This window comes from Amycolatopsis sulphurea, from assembly GCF_002564045.1.
In the GTDB taxonomy this organism is placed as follows: Bacteria; Actinomycetota; Actinomycetes; order Mycobacteriales; family Pseudonocardiaceae; genus Amycolatopsis; species Amycolatopsis sulphurea.
On the sequence record NZ_PDJK01000002.1, the window covers coordinates 3,051,630 to 3,067,974 of the forward strand.

At 70.0% G+C, this 16,345-nt stretch carries 16 protein-coding genes; 6 read left to right on the forward strand and 10 right to left on the reverse strand.

Annotated features, from left to right (window positions below; genetic code table 11):
* Positions 1-72: 72 nt before the first annotated feature.
* Complete coding sequence (locus ATK36_RS20020; RefSeq protein ID WP_245914917.1) at positions 73-1,002, reverse strand: NAD(P)-dependent alcohol dehydrogenase; 930 nt, start codon at positions 1,000-1,002, stop codon at positions 73-75.
* A gap of 105 nt (positions 1,003-1,107) precedes the next feature.
* The gene (locus ATK36_RS20025) at positions 1,108-1,608 is read right to left on the reverse strand and encodes an anthrone oxygenase family protein (RefSeq protein WP_098512938.1); all 501 of its coding nucleotides are present in this window, start codon (positions 1,606-1,608) and stop codon (positions 1,108-1,110) included.
* A gap of 539 nt (positions 1,609-2,147) precedes the next feature.
* On the opposite strand from ATK36_RS20025, the gene ATK36_RS20035 reads away from it, so the two are divergent.
* Both ATK36_RS20035 and ATK36_RS20040 read left to right on the forward strand, forming a co-directional pair.
* On the forward strand, positions 2,148-3,086 hold the full coding sequence (locus ATK36_RS20035) for an AraC family transcriptional regulator (RefSeq protein WP_098512939.1): 939 nt from the start codon (positions 2,148-2,150) through the stop codon (positions 3,084-3,086).
* A 168-nt stretch (positions 3,087-3,254) separates the two neighbouring features.
* Complete coding sequence (locus ATK36_RS20040) at positions 3,255-3,686, forward strand: MarR family winged helix-turn-helix transcriptional regulator (protein WP_098512940.1); 432 nt, start codon at positions 3,255-3,257, stop codon at positions 3,684-3,686.
* Position 3,687: 1 nt separating this feature from the next.
* On the opposite strand, the gene thiD (ATK36_RS20045) is transcribed toward ATK36_RS20040, so the two are convergent.
* From thiD (ATK36_RS20045) to thiC, 3 genes are all read right to left on the reverse strand, one after another.
* Positions 3,688-4,521 (reverse strand): bifunctional hydroxymethylpyrimidine kinase/phosphomethylpyrimidine kinase, encoded by an 834-nt coding sequence (gene thiD, locus ATK36_RS20045; protein WP_098512941.1) that lies wholly within the window; start codon positions 4,519-4,521, stop codon positions 3,688-3,690.
* Positions 4,522-4,589: 68 nt separating this feature from the next.
* A complete protein-coding gene (gene thiD / locus ATK36_RS20050) occupies positions 4,590-5,411 on the reverse strand; it encodes a bifunctional hydroxymethylpyrimidine kinase/phosphomethylpyrimidine kinase (RefSeq protein WP_098512942.1) in 822 nt (273 codons plus the stop codon).
* Positions 5,408-7,066 carry a phosphomethylpyrimidine synthase ThiC gene (thiC, locus tag ATK36_RS20055; RefSeq protein WP_281259076.1) on the reverse strand — a complete coding sequence of 553 codons (1,659 nt, stop codon included), beginning with the start codon at positions 7,064-7,066 and terminating at the stop codon, positions 5,408-5,410. The genes thiD (ATK36_RS20050) and thiC overlap by 4 nt, the downstream gene beginning before the upstream one ends.
* Before the next feature lie 289 nt (positions 7,067-7,355).
* Between thiC and ATK36_RS20060 the strand changes: the two genes are divergently transcribed.
* Positions 7,356-9,509, forward strand: coding sequence for a glycoside hydrolase family 15 protein (locus ATK36_RS20060; protein ID WP_098512943.1), 2,154 nt, complete (start codon positions 7,356-7,358; stop codon positions 9,507-9,509).
* 61 nt (positions 9,510-9,570) lie between these two features.
* On the opposite strand, the gene ATK36_RS20065 is transcribed toward ATK36_RS20060, so the two are convergent.
* Positions 9,571-10,137, reverse strand: coding sequence for a peptide deformylase (locus tag ATK36_RS20065; protein WP_098515027.1), 567 nt, complete (start codon positions 10,135-10,137; stop codon positions 9,571-9,573).
* 140 nt (positions 10,138-10,277) lie between these two features.
* Between ATK36_RS20065 and ATK36_RS20070 the strand changes: the two genes are divergently transcribed.
* Both ATK36_RS20070 and ATK36_RS20075 read left to right on the forward strand, forming a co-directional pair.
* On the forward strand, positions 10,278-10,586 hold the full coding sequence (locus tag ATK36_RS20070; RefSeq protein ID WP_098515028.1) for a DUF3263 domain-containing protein: 309 nt from the start codon (positions 10,278-10,280) through the stop codon (positions 10,584-10,586).
* Positions 10,583-11,224 carry a LytR C-terminal domain-containing protein gene (locus tag ATK36_RS20075; protein WP_098512944.1) on the forward strand — a complete coding sequence of 214 codons (642 nt, stop codon included), beginning with the start codon at positions 10,583-10,585 and terminating at the stop codon, positions 11,222-11,224. The genes ATK36_RS20070 and ATK36_RS20075 overlap by 4 nt, the downstream gene beginning before the upstream one ends.
* 78 nt (positions 11,225-11,302) lie before the next feature.
* On the opposite strand, the gene ATK36_RS20080 is transcribed toward ATK36_RS20075, so the two are convergent.
* The 3 genes from ATK36_RS20080 to ATK36_RS20090 form a co-directional block, all read right to left on the reverse strand.
* Positions 11,303-13,594: an AAA family ATPase gene (locus ATK36_RS20080; RefSeq protein WP_098512945.1), complete on the reverse strand. Its 2,292-nt coding sequence runs from the start codon at positions 13,592-13,594 to the stop codon at positions 11,303-11,305.
* A gap of 90 nt (positions 13,595-13,684) precedes the next feature.
* Positions 13,685-14,668 (reverse strand): CDP-diacylglycerol--serine O-phosphatidyltransferase, encoded by a 984-nt coding sequence (gene pssA / locus ATK36_RS20085; protein ID WP_098512946.1) that lies wholly within the window; start codon positions 14,666-14,668, stop codon positions 13,685-13,687.
* A gap of 2 nt (positions 14,669-14,670) precedes the next feature.
* A complete protein-coding gene (locus ATK36_RS20090; RefSeq protein WP_098512947.1) occupies positions 14,671-15,384 on the reverse strand; it encodes a phosphatidylserine decarboxylase in 714 nt (237 codons plus the stop codon).
* Between the two features lie 258 nt (positions 15,385-15,642).
* Between ATK36_RS20090 and ATK36_RS32350 the strand changes: the two genes are divergently transcribed.
* Entirely contained in the window at positions 15,643-15,819 is a 177-nt protein-coding gene (locus tag ATK36_RS32350) for a hypothetical protein (protein ID WP_170069811.1), read from the forward strand.
* A gap of 38 nt (positions 15,820-15,857) precedes the next feature.
* On the opposite strand, the gene ATK36_RS20095 is transcribed toward ATK36_RS32350, so the two are convergent.
* Complete coding sequence (locus ATK36_RS20095; protein ID WP_098512948.1) at positions 15,858-16,148, reverse strand: GlsB/YeaQ/YmgE family stress response membrane protein; 291 nt, start codon at positions 16,146-16,148, stop codon at positions 15,858-15,860.
* Between the last annotated feature and the right edge of the window lie 197 nt (positions 16,149-16,345).

Consider the following 16,345-nt stretch of genomic DNA (forward strand, 5'->3'; position numbering starts at 1 on the left):
GGGGCCCTTGACGGACTCTGATTCTGTGAAGGGCCCCTTCACAGCCCTTGCAGCGGGGGGAAGGAAGCCGCGTTAGATCTTGACGACGATCTTGCCCTGGACTCCGCCGAGTTCCAGCGCGCGGTGCGCTTCGGCGATCTGCGCGAGCGGGAATACCCGGTCCACCTGCGGACGGAGTTCGCCGGTGCGGACCAGCCTGCCCAGTTCGGCGATCAACGGGCTGTGGGGATTGCCGCTGAAGAACCGGATCGGCCGGGTACGGCGCCGGGAATGCAGCAACGCGTAGCCCACCGTGGCGAGCAGCCGATCGGGGTTGAAGGCGATCTCGACCAAACGCCCGCGCGGGGTGAGCAGCCGATGGAACGCGGGCAGGTCGGTGCCGGCCGTGTCCAGGATCACGTCGAACCGGCCGAGTTCCCCCGGCGCGCGGTAGTCGATCGCCTCGTCGGCGCCGAGTTCCCGCACCAGGTCCAGGTTCTTCGCCCCGGCCAGCCCGGTCACGTGCGCTCCCAGCGTCTTGCCGAACTGCACCGCGACGAAGCCGACGCCGCCGGTCGCGCCGCGGACCAGAAGCCGTTCACCGGGCGCCAGCGCGGCCTTGTCCCGGAGCGCGGTGATCGCGGTGCTGCCTATGATCAGCGACGCCGCTTGTACCGAGTCCAGTCCGTCCGGCACGTGGTCGAGCCGGTCGGCGGAGACCGCGACGTACTCCGCTGCGCTGCCCATCCGGCGGCCGAACATGCCCCACACGTGGTCCCCGGCGGCGAACCGGCTCGCGCCCGGGTCAACGATCTCGCCGACCAGGTCGGTGCCGAGCCGCTTGGGGAACCTTCTGCCGCTGAACGGCCGCATCGCCCCGGAACGCAGGGCCAACTCCGCACTGTTGACCGAAACCGCGCGCACCCGCACCAGCACTTCCCCAGGGCCTACCGGAGGCAGCGGGCCGGTCGTCTCGTACAGCACGTCGGTCGGCCCGTAGCGGTCGAAAGCAGCGAATCGCATTGAAGTTGAGGGCATGGCTCCACTCGTAGCCGGGAAACCGGACGGGGTCATCCGTTTCGGGTCAAGCGAGAAACCCCCGGGTGCCGAACTCCTCGGTTCGCGCGGCTAGCTCACCGTGGTCCGCCCGTGCACCACCAGCGCCCAGGTCAGGCAGGTGAGGGCGGCAGTGCTGACGAGCACGCGCACGAGATTCCACATCCGCCATTTCGCCTCGTCGAACGCCACCCTGATCGCGGCGAGATCCGTGGCGCGCTCGGGCAGGCCCGCCGCCTTGATCGCGTTGTTGAGCGGCACGTTGACCACGATCGTGATTACGAAGGCGACCAGGTAGAGCGCGAGCGCGGCCGCGATCCACGGAAAGGCCGGACGGCCGAGCTGGGTGAACGTCGCGGCAAGCGTGCAGATCAGGGCACCGGCGAAACCACTGATCATGAACCACGGGTTGATGATCGCCTTGTCGATCGACTGGAACGCGCTGACGAACGTCCGGTCGTCGGTCGTGGCGAGGCCGGGCATGATCGCGTGCCAGAACACGGCGAACGCGCCGGTGATCATGCCCATCGTCAGCGTCGCCAGGATCAGCGACAGCGTCCGTACCGTGTCCATTGCGGACCTCCGATGCTGCGGGTGTGGTTGGCCTCTTGTCGCAGGTCAGGTCGCCGACCATGCGCAGGTCTTCGCGGTGGGCCTCGCCCAGGCGGTGAAGTCGCGGGGAGCCCGGCCGATCCAGGACGACGTACCGGATCGGCCGGCCGGTCGCGGTGGTCAACGCGTCGGCGACCTCGGCCAATCGCGTACTCACGCAGGAAGTCCTCGCTGAAGTTCTGCTTGAACCAGGCCGGCCGGACGATGGTCCAGTCCGTTCCGCTGGTCTTGACGGCGTGCGGCCGGGGCTGCCGACGCCGTGGCCGGACCGCAACACCACCCGGCGCAGGCCTTCGTCGGCGGCTTGCTTGACGAACCGGCCGGCCTGGGTACGCCCTGCGACGTCAGCCGTGCCGCCACGCGGCGCCCGGTCTTGCCCATGTCACCCAGGAGGAGAATCGGTGCGGTGGTCATGGGAGTAGTTCACCTCGGCTCGTCGAGATAAACCATGGCTTTCTGGCGCATTTCCATGTCTGTGCGTCTCAGCTAGCGTGCTCGCTGTGGACGTTCTCGACGACCTGCTCGCCTCCACCCGAGCCAGGGGAGGGGTAGTCAACCTGACGATCCTGGACCCGCCGTGGAGCCTGGACATCCGTGACGAAGCGCAGCTCGCCCTGGCCACCCTCGTGCGCGGCTGCGGGTGGATCATCCGCGAAGGACAGGAACCAGTCCGGCTGGGAGAGCGTGACGTCGCGGTGCTGGCCGGGCCAGAGCCGTACGTCGTGGCCGACGACCCGGGGACCGCGCCGCAGCTGCGCATCCATCCCGGCGGCGTCTGCGAGCCGTTGCCGGGCGCGCCCGTCGACTACAGCGCCCGGCTCGGCGTCCGGACCCACGGTGGCCGGCCCGAGGGCGAGGTGATGGTCGTCAGCGGCACCTACCAGCTGGACAGCGACGTCAGCCGCCGGCTGCTCGCCGCGTTGCCGCCGGTGCTGGTGGTACCGGCCGAAAACGTCGCCGGGCACGTGATGGACCTGGTGCTCGGCGAGATCCAGCGCGACGAACCGGGCCAGCAGAGCGTGCTCGACCGCTGGCTCGATCTCGCCCTCATCGTCACCCTGCGCGCGTGGTTCGCCCGGCCCGGGTCGCACCCGCCGGGGTGGTATCGCGCGCAGAGCGATCCCGTAGCGGGCCGGGCATTGCGGCTGCTGCACGAGGATCCGGCGGATCGGTGGAGCGTCGCCGCACTCGCCGATCGGACCGGCGTTTCCCGCGCTGCCCTTGCCCGCCGGTTCACCGCTCTGGTCGGCGAAGCGCCGATGACCTACCTGACCGGCTGGCGGCTCACGCTGGCGGCGGACCTGTTGCGCGAGACGAACGACACCGTGGAATCCATCGCCCACCGGGTCGGTTACGCCAACGCCTTCGCGCTGTCGGTCGCGTTCAAGCGCGTCCGTGGGCTCAGCCCGACCGCGCATCGACGCAACGCCGCCGCCTGAACCGCGGCCTTCGCTGGACCGGTGGAGCCCGGTCCGGCCGCGCGGAAAGCGTCTTCAGGTGATTCCGCCCGCGCTTGACGCGGACTGAGCATCGGCAGGCCGTATGGTTGACGGCACCTTTCCGGCACGCCTTCGCGGCGGGCCCCCATCGGCAGGAGGAGCCGAACCGTGACTCTTTCCCCGGTCCAGGACGTATCCGGCAGGCTGTACCTGGCGGTCGGGCGGCTGTCCCGATCCTTGCGGCAGGCCGGCGTACCGGGGCCCGGCCATGGCGCGATCTCCGCGCTGGCCACCCTGGTGCACTTCGGCGAGCTGCGGCTCGGCGATCTCGCGGCCAAGGAGGGGGTCGCGGCGGCGACCATGTCGCGCATCGTGGCCACGCTCGTGGAGGCGGGCTACGTCACCCGCGAATCCGATCCGGTCGACCGCCGGGCCTGGCTGGCCCGCGCCACCGAGGAGGGCGAACGGCTGGTGTCCGGCGTGCGGTCCACCCGCGTGCAGGAGCTCAACCGGCGGCTCACCCGGCTCACCCCGGAGGCGCGGGAGGCGCTGATCGCCGCGTTGCCCGCGCTGGAAGCCCTCATCTCCGACGAGACCTGAGCTACCGTTCTTCCGGCGCCAGCCGCCAGAACGCGGATACCGGGCCGACCTTCGCGCCCATCGGGTACGAGCGTTCGACCGCCTGCGAAACGAACCACTTGCCGTACCGCGCGGCTTCCACCATCGGCATGCCCTTGGCCAGCCCCGCGGTGAGCGCGGAGGCCATCGTGTCGCCGGCTCCGTGCGTGTGCGGGGTCCGGTGCCGCGGGCCGGGCAGCTCGACGAACGTGGTGCCGTCGAACAGCAGGTCCACGCACTCCGGATCGGACACCAGGTGGCCGCTCTTCACGAGCACGTACTTCGGGCCCATCCGGTGCAGCACCACGGCCGCCGTGCGCATGCCCGCGCGGTCGGTCACGGTCATCCCGGTGAGCAGCCGTACTTCGTCGAGATTCGGGGTTACCAAGGTGGCGCGCGGCAACAGCTCGTTGCGTAGTGCCGTGAGTCCGCCCTGGTCGAACAACGGGTGCCCGGTCATCGACGCGGCCACGGGGTCGACCACGAACGGCACCGCGGCGTCGCGGCCGATGCCCGCGTCGTCACAGGCCGCCGCGACCGCGTGGATGATCTCGGCGGAGGCGAGCATGCCGGTCTTCGCCGCCTGCACGCCCATGTCCGAGGCCACCGCCTCGATCTGGCCGGCCACGATGTGCGGCGGCAGGTCCGCACGGTCGTGCACGCCGAGGGTGTTCTGCACGGTCACAGCGGTGACGGCGACCAGTCCGTGCACCCCGCAGGTGAGGAAGGTGCGCAGATCGGCCTGCAGCCCGGCGGCGCCGCCGGAGTCCGAACCGGCGATGGTGAGAGCCGACGGCGGGCTCGGAGTTTCCTGCATGTGCCCACCATATGTCCGTGAAGGGGCCCTTCACGGACTCAGAGTCCGTGAAGGGCCCATTCACAGCTTTACCCGCGAAGCCGCCAGAAGGGCGACACCGGGCCGACCCCGGCGCCGAGGGGATACGCCTCGGCCACGCAGCGCTCGATGAACCGCTTCGCCGCGCTTACCGCGGCCGGCACGTCGGCGCCGTTCGCGAGGCCTGAGGTGATTGCCGACGCCATGGTGTCGCCGCCGCCGTGCGTGTTCTTCGTCGCGATGCGCGGGCCGGAAAGCTCGATCGTCTCGGCGCCGTCGGTGAGCAAGTCCACGCAATCCTCGGCGTCGTACAGGTGCCCGCCCTTGACCAGTACCCACGCCGAACCGAACTCCAGCAACGCTTCCGCTGCCCGGCGCTGACTCGCGCCGTCCGTCACCTCGACGCCGGTGAGCAGCCGTACCTCGTCGAGATTGGGCGTGATCAGCGTCGCGCGGGGGAAAAGCTCGGTGCGGATCGCCTCCAGCGCTTCTTCCCGCAGCAAGGCGTGGCCGGTCATGGACGCCGCCACCGGATCGACCACGAACGGGGTGTCCGTACCGCGTCCGATGTGGACTTCGTCGAGGGTATCGGCGACGGTGTGGATGATCTCGGCGGTGGCGAGCATGCCGGTCTTCGCCGCGTCCACACCCATGTCGGACGCGACGGCCTTGATCTGCGCGCGCACGACGTCGGCCGGGATCTCGGTGAAACCCTGCACGCCCAGGGAGTTCTGCACGGTGACCGCGGTCAGCGCGACCAGCCCGTGTACGCCGTGCGCGAAGAAGGTGCGCAGATCGGCCTGCACACCCGCACCACCGCCGGAGTCGGATCCGGCGATGGTGAGGGCGGTGTGCGGTGCGACGTTCGTCACTGCCCGACCACGGGCAGGTAGACCTTGTTGCCACGCTCGGCGAACTCGTCCGACTTCTCCGCCATTCCGGCCTCGATGGCCTCCACAGTGGACAGACCGTGCTCCTCGGCGTACTTGCGCACGTCCTGGGTGATCCGCATGGAGCAGAACTTCGGCCCGCACATGGAGCAGAAGTGCGCGGTCTTCGCCGGTTCCGCGGGCAGTGTCTCGTCGTGATAGGACCGCGCGGTGTCCGGGTCGAGCGACAGGTTGAACTGGTCGTTCCAGCGGAATTCGAAGCGGGCCTTGGACAGCTCGTCGTCCCACTCCTGCGCGTGCGGATGGCCCTTGGCCAGGTCCGCGGCGTGCGCGGCGATCTTGTAGGTGATCACCCCGGTCTTCACGTCGTCGCGGTTGGGCAGGCCGAGGTGCTCCTTCGGCGTGACGTAGCACAGCATCGCGGTGCCGTACCAGCCGATCTGCGCCGCACCGATCGCGGAGGTGATGTGGTCGTAGGCCGGCGCGATGTCCGTCGCGAGTGGACCGAGGGTGTAGAACGGCGCCTCGCCGGTGAGCTTCTCCTCCAGCTCCACGTTCTCCTTGATCTTGTGCATCGGCACGTGGCCGGGGCCCTCGATCATCACCTGCACGTCGTGTTCGCGGGCGATGTGCGTCAGCTCGCCGAGGGTTTCCAGCTCGGCGAACTGCGCGCGGTCGTTCGCGTCCGCGATCGAGCCCGGGCGGAGGCCGTCGCCCAGGGAGAACGTGACGTCGTACTCGCGCAGGATCTCGCACAGCTCGGAGAAATGCGTGTACAGGAAGGATTCCTGGTGGTGCGCCAGGCACCAGGCGGCCATGATGGACCCGCCGCGGCTGACGATGCCGGTGACCCGCCGCGCGGTGAGCGGCACGTACCGCAGCAGCACGCCGGCGTGCACGGTCATGTAGTCCACACCCTGCTCGCACTGTTCGAGCACGGTCTCCCGGTAGACCTCCCAGGACAGTTTTTCCGGGTCCCCGTTGACCTTTTCCAGCGCCTGGTACATCGGCACGGTGCCGACCGGTACCGGGGAGTTGCGCAGCAGCCACTCCCGGGTCTCGTGGATCCGCTTGCCGGTGGACAGGTCCATGATGGTGTCCGCGCCCCAGCGGGTGGCCCAGACCATCTTGTCCACCTCCTCCTCCACAGAGGACCAGACGGCCGAGTTGCCCATGTTGGCGTTGACCTTCACCAGGAATTTCTTGCCGATGATCATCGGCTCGCTCTCCGGGTGCCTGCGGTTGACCGGGATGACCGCGCGGCCGCGGGCCACCTCGTCGCGCACGAACTCCGCCGTGCACCGCTCACGGGCGGCGATGAACTCCATCTCCCGGGTGATCACCCCGGCTTTCGCCCAGCCGAGCTGGGTGTTGTGTGCCCGCCCGTCGGCCCAGCCCGCCCGCAGCGGATGAAGTCCACTGTGGACATCGATGGTGGCTTCCGGATCGGTGTACGGGCCCGACGTGTCGTACACGTCGAAGTGCTCCCCGTTCGACAGGTCGATCCGCCGGGCGGGTACCCGCAGGCCGGATTCGGTCCGGTGGTGGATCTTGCGGGAACCGGTGATCGGGCCGGTGGTCACCGAAGGCGTGATCGCCCGGTCCTCGTCCGCACTCGCGTTTTCCAGCGTCGTCAACGACGTTCACTCCCTACGCCGGCATTACCCGGTCAGGTTCCTGCGGTCGGCGGCACCGGGTGTCCACGAGACAGACACCAGCCGCCCTCTCAGCCCGCCAAGGCGCGAGCTCCCGCGTTGTGTTGAATGGGGTTGCCCTCCGACCATGCCACGCCGGATCGGGTCCGCACAAGCCTGTCGCCTTGTCGACTCGGAGTGGCTTCACCGGATCGGAGCACTGGGCGGCCGGGGTGCGCAGGGGTGAGAATCGCAGTGCGTTCCGTGACGAATCGCACTATGCGGGGTGGAAATGCGAAAGGTCCTTCTTCCGGCGCTTACCGCGCTGCTGGTGACGAGTGCGGTACCGGCGGTCGCGGCGGCGCCGGGGGAGGCACCCGGGCGCCCCGGCGCGCACCCGAGCTGGCTGCCGGCGGACAAGACCGGGTTCGGCACGGCGCGCGAACGCGGCAGCAATGTGTGGTTCACCTTGCAGGGCGCCCGGATGTCGGAGGTCTACTACCCGGACCTGTCGACGCCGAGTGTGCGCTCGCTGGATCTGGTGGTGAGCGACGGCCGGACCTTCGCGACGGTCGACTCCTCCGCGCGTGCCCAGCGAGTCCGGCGTGTGGACGGCTCCAGTCTCGGCTATGAGCAGACGATCACCGACGATCAGCACCGGTGGCGGCTGACCAAGACGTACGTGACCGATCCGGCGCGCGCCACGGTGTTGGTACAGGTCGATTTCACTTCACTCACCGGCCGTCCGTACCAGCTTTACGCGGTCGCTGATCCGAACCTGACCAATGATGGCAGTGACGATTCTGCGCAAGCCACCGGTTCCGAACTGACCGCGAATGACGGCAAGACCGCGGCCGCGTTCACCGCCTCGCCCGCGTTTTCCCGCACCAGCGTTGGCTACTCCGGCGTGTCCGACGGGATCACGCAGCTGACCACGAACCGCGCACTGATCCCGTACTCCTCCGCGAGCAAGGGAAACATTGTCCTCAGCGGACAAACCACAGTGGACGGTGTTGGGGTGCGACGGGTCACGCTTGCCCTCGGTATGGCGGCGGATCCGGCCGCCGCCAGTCGTGCTGCGAATGCGTCGCAACGGCGTGGTTTCTCTTCGGTGCAGGGGGATTACGATCGTGGCTGGTATGACTACCTGCGCACCGTGAGTGCTCCGCCGTCGCCGGCGGATCGCGATCTGTACCTCGCTTCGGTGCTTACCTTGGCGGCCAGCGAGGACAAACGGCACCCGGGTGCGTTCATCGCGTCGCCGAGCATGCCGTGGCGATTCGGGAACAACGATCCGGAATTCTCGCCGTCGGGTACTTATCATCTGGTGTGGCCGCGGGACCTCTACCAGATCGCCACCGGGCTCCTGGCGGCCGGCGATCGCGGTGCGGCGGACCGTTCCGTGGACTACCTGTTCGGCACCCAGCAAGTACCGGACGGCCATCTACCCCAGAACACCACTGTGGACGGAACGCCGTACTGGAAGTCGATCCAGCTCGACGAGACTGCGCTCCCGATCGTGCTGGCGCAGCAGCTCGGGCGGACGGATCTGTGGCCGGGCGTTCGCCGGGCGGCGGAGTTCCTGCTGAACTGGCGCGCGGACAACGGCAAGACTTCTCCGTACAGCCAGCAGGAACGGTGGGAAGAGCAGGACGGGTACTCGCCGTCGACCATCGCGGCCGTGATCGCCGGCCTGGTTTGCGCCGCGGATCTCGCACACCGCACCGGCGCCGCGGCCGACGCCGGTCGTTACCTCGCCGCGGCCGACCGGTTCAAGGCCTCGGTGCCGAAGTGGACGGTGACCATCAACGGTCCACTGTCGAAAGACCCGTACTTCGTTCGTCTCACCAAGGATGGAAACGCGAACGCGGGCACCGAGTACAACCTGGGCAATTCATCGGTGACAATGGATCAACGCGCGGTCACCGACGCGGGCTTCCTTGAGTTGGTCCGCCTTGGCATCTACGCGCCGGATGATCCGGTGATCCGCAACAGCGTGCGCGTCACCGACGCGGACATCTCGTACCGCACGCCGAACGGGCAGTTCTGGCACCGGTACACAAAGGACGGTTACGGTGAACAGGCTGACGGCGCGCCGTGGGACAACACCTTCCCGGCCGGCAGCCGCTCTACCTTCGGTCGGCTGTGGCCGTTGCTGGCGGGCGAGCGCGGTGAGTACGAACTGGCCACCGGTGACCGCGCCGCTGCTGCCGGCAGGCTCCGCGACCTCACGCGCGTGGCAAGCCCGGCGGACACCCTGCCGGAGCAGGTGTGGGACGAGAACCCGCCGTCCGGAACCGCAGGGCACGCGCCGGGCACCCCGACCGCTTCGGCGACCCCGCTCGCCTGGACGCACGCCCAGTACGTCCGGCTGGCCTGGGCTGTCCGCAGTGGCCGGGTGATCGAGCAGCCCGCAGTGGTGCGCTGCCACTTCCTAGGCTGCTGACCTGCACGGGAGCTGCTCGGAGTGATGCCGTGAAGGACCCCGTCACGGAGCATCTGCAAGGTCAGGCGTCAGCCGGAGTCTTCGGGGGTAGCCAGGTCAGCCCCGGGACACCCCACTTGTTGTGCTTGAGCATCTTCTTCGCCGCGCGGGCGTGGCGGCCGATCAGGCGATCCAGGTAGAGGTAGCCGTCCAGGTGGTCGGTCTCGTGTTGCAGGCAGCGGGCGAAATAGCCGGTGCCTTCGACCTCGATCGGGGTGCCGTCCACGTCGGCGCCGGTCACCTTGGCCCAGCTCGCCCGGCCGGTCGGGTAGGACTCGCCGGGGGCGGACAGGCAGCCCTCCCAGTCGTCGTCCGGGTCGGGCATGGTCTCCGGGATCTCCGAGGTCTCCAGCTTCGGGTTGACCACGACGCCGCGGTGCTGCACGCCCTCGTCGTCCGGGCAGTCGTAGACGAACAGGCGCAGGTCGAGGCCGACCTGGTTGGCCGCGAGGCCCACGCCCTCGGCCGCGTACATCGTTTCGAACATGTCCTCGACGAGCGTGCGCAGCTTTTCGTCGAACTCGGTGATCTCGCGAGTCGGCTGGTGCAGCACGGGTTCGCCGGCGATGCAGATGGGGAGGACGCTCACGAGCACCGAGTTTAGTCGGACCCACCTGATACACCTGGAACCGACCGTGACGCGCCGTGCCGGATACCCAAGTGGAAGGGGTGTTCCGTGGTTGAATGGCGCCCGCGGAAGCGACAGCCGACACCGATTGCGAGGACCGCATGGACGCCGCGGAGTCGATGGCTGAGGATCAGCCGTCGCGGCCGGACCCCGTAACGGGGCTGACGGAGCGTGAGCTGGACATCCTCGCGTTCGAGCGGCAATGGTGGCGGCACGCCGGCGCCAAGGAGAACGCCGTCCGCGAGCGGTTCGGGCTCTCCTCCACCCGCTACTACCAGCTGCTGAACGCGCTGCTGGCGAAGCCGGAGGCGGCGGCCGCGGACCCGATGCTGGTCAAGCGGCTGCGCAAGACCCGCGCGGCGCGGCAGCGCAAACGCGGCGCACGCCGGCTGGGGATCGAGCTGTCATGAGCTTCTTCTCCGGACTGTCCCGCCCGCTGCGGGCCGCGGGCGTCGCGCTGATCGGGGTCGCCGTGGTGTCCGCGGTGGTCGGCGGCGTGACCGTGCTCAACACCTCCAATTCGAGCCGCGAAGACAAGGCCTCCCCGGCCACGTCGAGCGCGCCCAGCGAAGGCCCGACGTCCAGCCCGGCGCCGACCTCGACGTCCTCCTCCGCGCCGCCGTCCTCGTCGTCCGTGCCGCCGTCGTCACCGCCAACCTCGTCGACCGCGGCGGAGGGCCAGCCCGGTGCGCAGCCGGGCCAATCGGGCGGACAGCCCGGTCAGGCGGGTAATGGCGAGCAGGCCTCGAACAAGTGGGTCACCCTGCGGGTCTACAACAACTCGCTGGTCAAGCACCTCGCCGAGCAGGCCGCCGCGGACTTCCGCGCCTCGGGCTGGAACGTGGCCGAGGTCGGCAACTACGCCGAGGGCACGATCCCGAAGACCACCGCCTACTTCCGCCCGGGCACCGACGAGGAGGCCGCGGCCAAGCAGCTGGGCACCGAGTTCGGCTTCGCCGTGCAGCCGCGGTTCGACGGCATCCAGGGCTCCAGCCCCGGAGTCATCGTGATCATCACCAAGGACTACCACGGCCACCAGGGCAGCTGAAAGCTGTGAAGGGGCCCTTCACGGACTCAGAGTCCGTGAAGGGCCCCTTCACAGCCCTCAACCTTGGTACCGGGATCCTCAGCGTTCCTGTTGTGCTTGCGCGTAGGCGGCCAGTTGGGCCAGCTGAGCCGGATCGAGGGACGGCCGCACGACCGTGCGGGCCTTCTCCAGATGTGCGGCGGTGACCTCGCGTGCTTCGAGTGACTCGCGCATCGCGGTGAGCGCGGCCTCCCGGATCAACGCCGCGCAGTCCGCCGCCGAGTAGCCTGCCATCTCCCCGGCCACCGCGTTCAGGTCCACATCGGATGCCAGCGGGGTGTTCTTCGCGGTCGCGGTGAGGATCGCGGCGCGAGACTCCGCGTCCGGCGGCGGCACGTAGACCCGCCGCTCCAGCCTGCCGGGGCGCAGCAGCGCCGGGTCGACCAGCTCGGGCCGGTTGGTCGCGCCGAGCACGACGACCTCGCGCATCGGCTCCACCCCGTCCAGCTCGGTGAGCAGTGCGGCGACCACCCGGTCGGCCACCCCGGAGTCCGAGGACTGGCCACGGCGCGGGGCCAGCGCGTCGATCTCGTCCAGGAAGATCAGCGAGGGCGCGGCTTCCGCGGCGCGGCGGAACAGGTCCCGCACCGCGCGCTCGGACTCGCCGACCCATTTGTCCAGCAGCTCGGCACCCTTGATCGCGAACACGTTCAGCGCGCCGGTGCCGGCGAGCGCCCGGACCAGGAACGTCTTCCCGCCGCCAGGGGGGCCGTAGAGCAGCACCCCGCGAGGCGGCTCCACCCCGAGCCGGGCGAACGAATCGGGGTAGCGCAACGGCCACAGCACCGTTTCGGTCAGCGCTTCCTTCACCGCGGTCATGTTCCCGACGTCGTCGAGGGTGAGCCCGCCGGTGGCCAGGTTGTCCGATGTGGACAGTGAGATCGGCCGGACGGTGGCGAGCGCGTCCAGCAGATCCTGCTGGGAGATCCGCGGCTCGGCGGCCTCGCGCTGGCGCAACGCGGCCCGCAAAGCCGCATCCCGGCGCAGGGCGAGCAGGTCGGCGGCGACGAAGCCGGGCGTGCGCTCGGCGAGTACGCCGAGGTCGGCGCCCGGTTCGACCGGGGCGTCGCGCAGCAGGATGCGCAACAGCTCGACGCGGGTCTTCGCGTCCGGCAGCGGCAGGCTCAGCTCGCGATCGAGCAGGTCGGCGGCGCGCAACCGCGGGTCGACCGACTCGGCACGCGCCGTCGTGGCCACCACCGCGAGGCCTTCGCGGCGCAGCGCGCCTCGCAGCTCTTCCAGCACCACCGTGGCGACCGGCGGCGGCTGAGACGCCGGCAGCAACGCGTCGATGTCGTTGATCAGCAGCACCCCGGGGCCTTCTCCCTTGGTGGCACGCTCGACCGCTTCCCGGAACCGGGTGTAGGCCGCGCCCGGTTCCAGCACGGCGATGTTCGGCGCGGTCAGCACGACCACACGCACGTCCTCGGCCTTCGCGACCGACCGCACCAGCGTGGCCTTGCCGACGCCTTCCGGCCCGGACAGCAGGACGCCCAGCTGCGCCGAAGTGCCGAGCCGCGTCAACAGCTCCGGACGGCGGAAGGCGAGGTCGAACCATTCGGCGAGCTTCCGCGCCGCGCCCTCCGCGCCCGCGAGGTCGGTGACCGGCGGGACCGGTTCGACGACCTCCTGGACCTCGGTGATCACTTCCTCGACGATCTCCGCTTCGAGGTAGTCCTCCTCCGCGGTAACCGCGGTGCTGCGCACCAGAGCGGTCGCACTCCGCGTCGACGGCCGCGATGCGCTCGCCGGCTCGCCGGTGCGTGCGCCGTCCCGCCAACTGACCACTGTGGATGGTCCGACCGCGACCGCGCCGTCCGGCTCGGTGGCCGTGACGGTCAGCAGCTCGTTGGTCCAGGTCGCCCCGATCACCCGGGACAGCTGCCCGCGCACGGCCGCGACGTCCGAACCCGGTGCGGGCACAAGATCCTGCGGCAGCAGCGAAACCGCGTCTCCCCGGGTGAGCACCTTGCCGGTGAGTGCGAGCCGCAACGTCTGCGGGGACACCGCCACCGACGCCAGCCGTGAACCGGCGACGGTGACCGTCCGCGCCGCGGCGACCTCGGCCGGGGCGACCACGACCTCACCGCCCTCGGCGATCCCGAGGTTCGACATCGTCACGTCGTCGGTCAGCACCACCCCGGGCAGCCCCGCCTTGTCGGCCGGCGCGGCCAGCGCGGCGCTACGGCGCGCCCCGATGAGGTGCACCGCGTCCCAGGCCCGCAGGCCCAGCGCGTCGAGCACCTCCGGGTGCAACCGCACGACCCCCCGCCGGGAATCGAGCGCGGACGACGTGTGCCGGACGGTCAACGTGATCTGCGGATCGCTCACGACGCCAAACTACCGTGTGTCCCGGCTAGACGAGCGAGGATCACCGTGCCTCAGAACTCCGGCCGCCGCCCGCGTAGCGGGCTCACCGGGCTAGCGGCGCCGGATGCCGATCCGCCGCCAGCTCCGCCGCCGCTGCCCAGGACCGGACGACGGGGGCGGAGTGTTGCTGTGATCGCGTTCGCGCAGGGTGCGCGTGCGGACGAGATCACCGGCCGAGAGCGGACGCCGGACCGCGCGCATCGCGGCACCGGCGACCCGGCGCGAGGCCGGCTGCAGACGCAAGCGGCGCTGACTGCGTGCCCGCCGGATCGCCCTGCGTTCACGCGGCGGCACCGCCCACGCCTCGGGATGCGCGGCGAGCCAGCGATTCCGGTACACCGCGTACGGGATGTGCAGCAGGTAGAGCACGAGCGCCGCGGCCAGCGCCACCAGCGGGAACTGGATGATCGCCGCGGCCAGCAGGCCGACCCCGACCAGCAGCGGCGCGATCGCCTTCGCGGGCACCTTGATGGTCTTGAGCGACAGCGTCGGGATGCGGCTGATCAGAAGCGCGGCGACCGCGATCGTCCAGATCAGCACCACGTACTGCTCCGACCACCAGCCCTCGCCCCATTGCAGGCTGAGGATCAGCGGCAGCATCGCGACCAGCCCACCGGCCGGCGCGGGCACACCGACGAAGAATTCCGAGGCGTACGCCGGCTTGTCGGTTTCGTCGAGCAGGGTGTTGAACCGGGCCAGCCGCAGGATCATGCACACGGCGAAGATCAGCGACGCGACCCAGCCGATCCGGTCGTCGTGCGCTTGCCACACGTAGAGCACGAGTGCCGGGGCGACGCCGAAGGAAATGCCGTCGGACAGCGAATCCAGCTCGGCACCCATTTTCGACGTGGCGTCGAGCAGCCGGGCGATCCGGCCGTCGAGGCTGTCGAGCACCGCGGCGATCCCGATCGAGGCGATCGCCATCGGGTAGTTGCCGGTGAGCGCGAACTGCACCGAGGACAGCCCGGCGCACAACGCGAGCACAGTGATGGCGTTCGGCAGCAGCCGAATGCCGGGGGTGGTCACGCGGACCATGGTCAGCCTTCTCCCAGCGGGGGCAGTTCGGCGAGCACGGTCTCCCCTCCGACCGTCCGCTGGCCCTTGGCCACCACGACCTTGCTGCCCTCGGGCAGGTACAGGTCGACCCGCGAGCCGAACCGGATGATGCCGTAGGTCTGGCCCGCGGCCACCTTCTCGCCCTCGGCCACGTCACACCGGATCCGGCGGGCGACGAGACCGGCGATCTGCACGACGACGAGCTCGTGGCCCTCGGTCGTGCGCAGCAGTACGGAGTTGCGCTCGTTGTCCTCGCTCGCCTTGTCCAGGTCCGCGGAGAGGAATTTGCCCGGCCGGTAGGCCACCTTCTCCACCACACCCGCGGACGGCGTGCGCTGGACGTGCACGTCGAATACGGACAGGAACACACTCACCCGCATCCGCGGCCGGGCGGACAGGCCCAGTTCGGGCGGCGGCACGGCCTTCTCGATCAGCGAGACGAGCCCGTCCCCCGAGGCGATCGCCACGTTCTCCCGGGGCGGCGGCACGCGCTTGGGCTCGCGGAAGAACGCCGCGGTGGCGGCGGTGGCGAGTGCGCCGGCCACGCCGAGCGGCTTCCACAGCCTCCGCAGCAGCAGCGTCGCGGCCAGACCGCCGAGTACGAACGGACGGCCCGCCGGATGCATCGGCGGGATGGTCTCGCGGGCGAGCTGGACGGCGTGCGCGAGGGGGTTGCCGGTGGGCTGGCCGCTCATAGGGTCGGTTCCCCGCAGTTCGTTTCGGTCGGTGGGATCAGACGGTGTACCCGTACGATTCGGGTGGTCTCCACGCTACCGCCCGGCGGTGGGGGGACACGCCCGCCCCTGGCCACGCGGGGTCCCGGGTGCCCCGCAGGGGTGCGCCGATTCGGGTGGTCATGCCCACAACCGGTAACGACGCGTCGAACTCCCCGATAACAACCGGTAGTCGACGCCGCTCGGGGCCGGTGCCCGGGCCGGGAGGGCGAGGAAGCGATGGTGGGAGCCGATCTGCTTGCCCGCATGTTGTGCGCCTGGCGCCGGGACATCGTTTCGGTGCCGGTGCCCCAGCTGGTGGATGCCGAGCACGGCGCACGGCTCGTGCGCGAAGCCGCCCGGGTGCATGCGTCCCCCGACGATGCACGCACCCGGGCGCGGAACGGATCAGTCTAGCCCGTCCGCGCCCGCGAGGACAGGCCGTTGGAGCAGGTTCACCGGTGGTCCCGGTGCCGGCTGCGGTCCACCACGGCGTTGACCAGCTGCACCACCAGCAGCAGCCCGATCGCGCCGAGGATGGCCACCCCGAAGCTGGGAAAGTCGAAGTCGAACTGCCGCTGCTCGCCGGTCGCGAGCCGGTAGACGAACCCGCCGACGGCCGCGCCGAGCACCCCGACGACGACACTGACCAGGCAGCCCTGCCGGCGCCGCCGTGGCCCGCCGACCACCAGGTTCGCCAGCCACCCGACCAGCGCGCCGAAGACGATCCACAGGATGATGCCCACACCCCGAGCCTACTTCCCCGCTCACCAAGGCCACGGCTGTGAAGGGCCCCTTCACGGACTGCGTCCAGGGTGTCGGCAAAGTCGGTGTGAGGGGCCCTGCGCCGACCGTGGAGGTCCGTTGAAGGTCCGTGAAGGGGCCCTTCACGGACTCTGAGTCTGTGAAGGGTCCCTTCACAGACCCGGGACAGGTCCGGCGC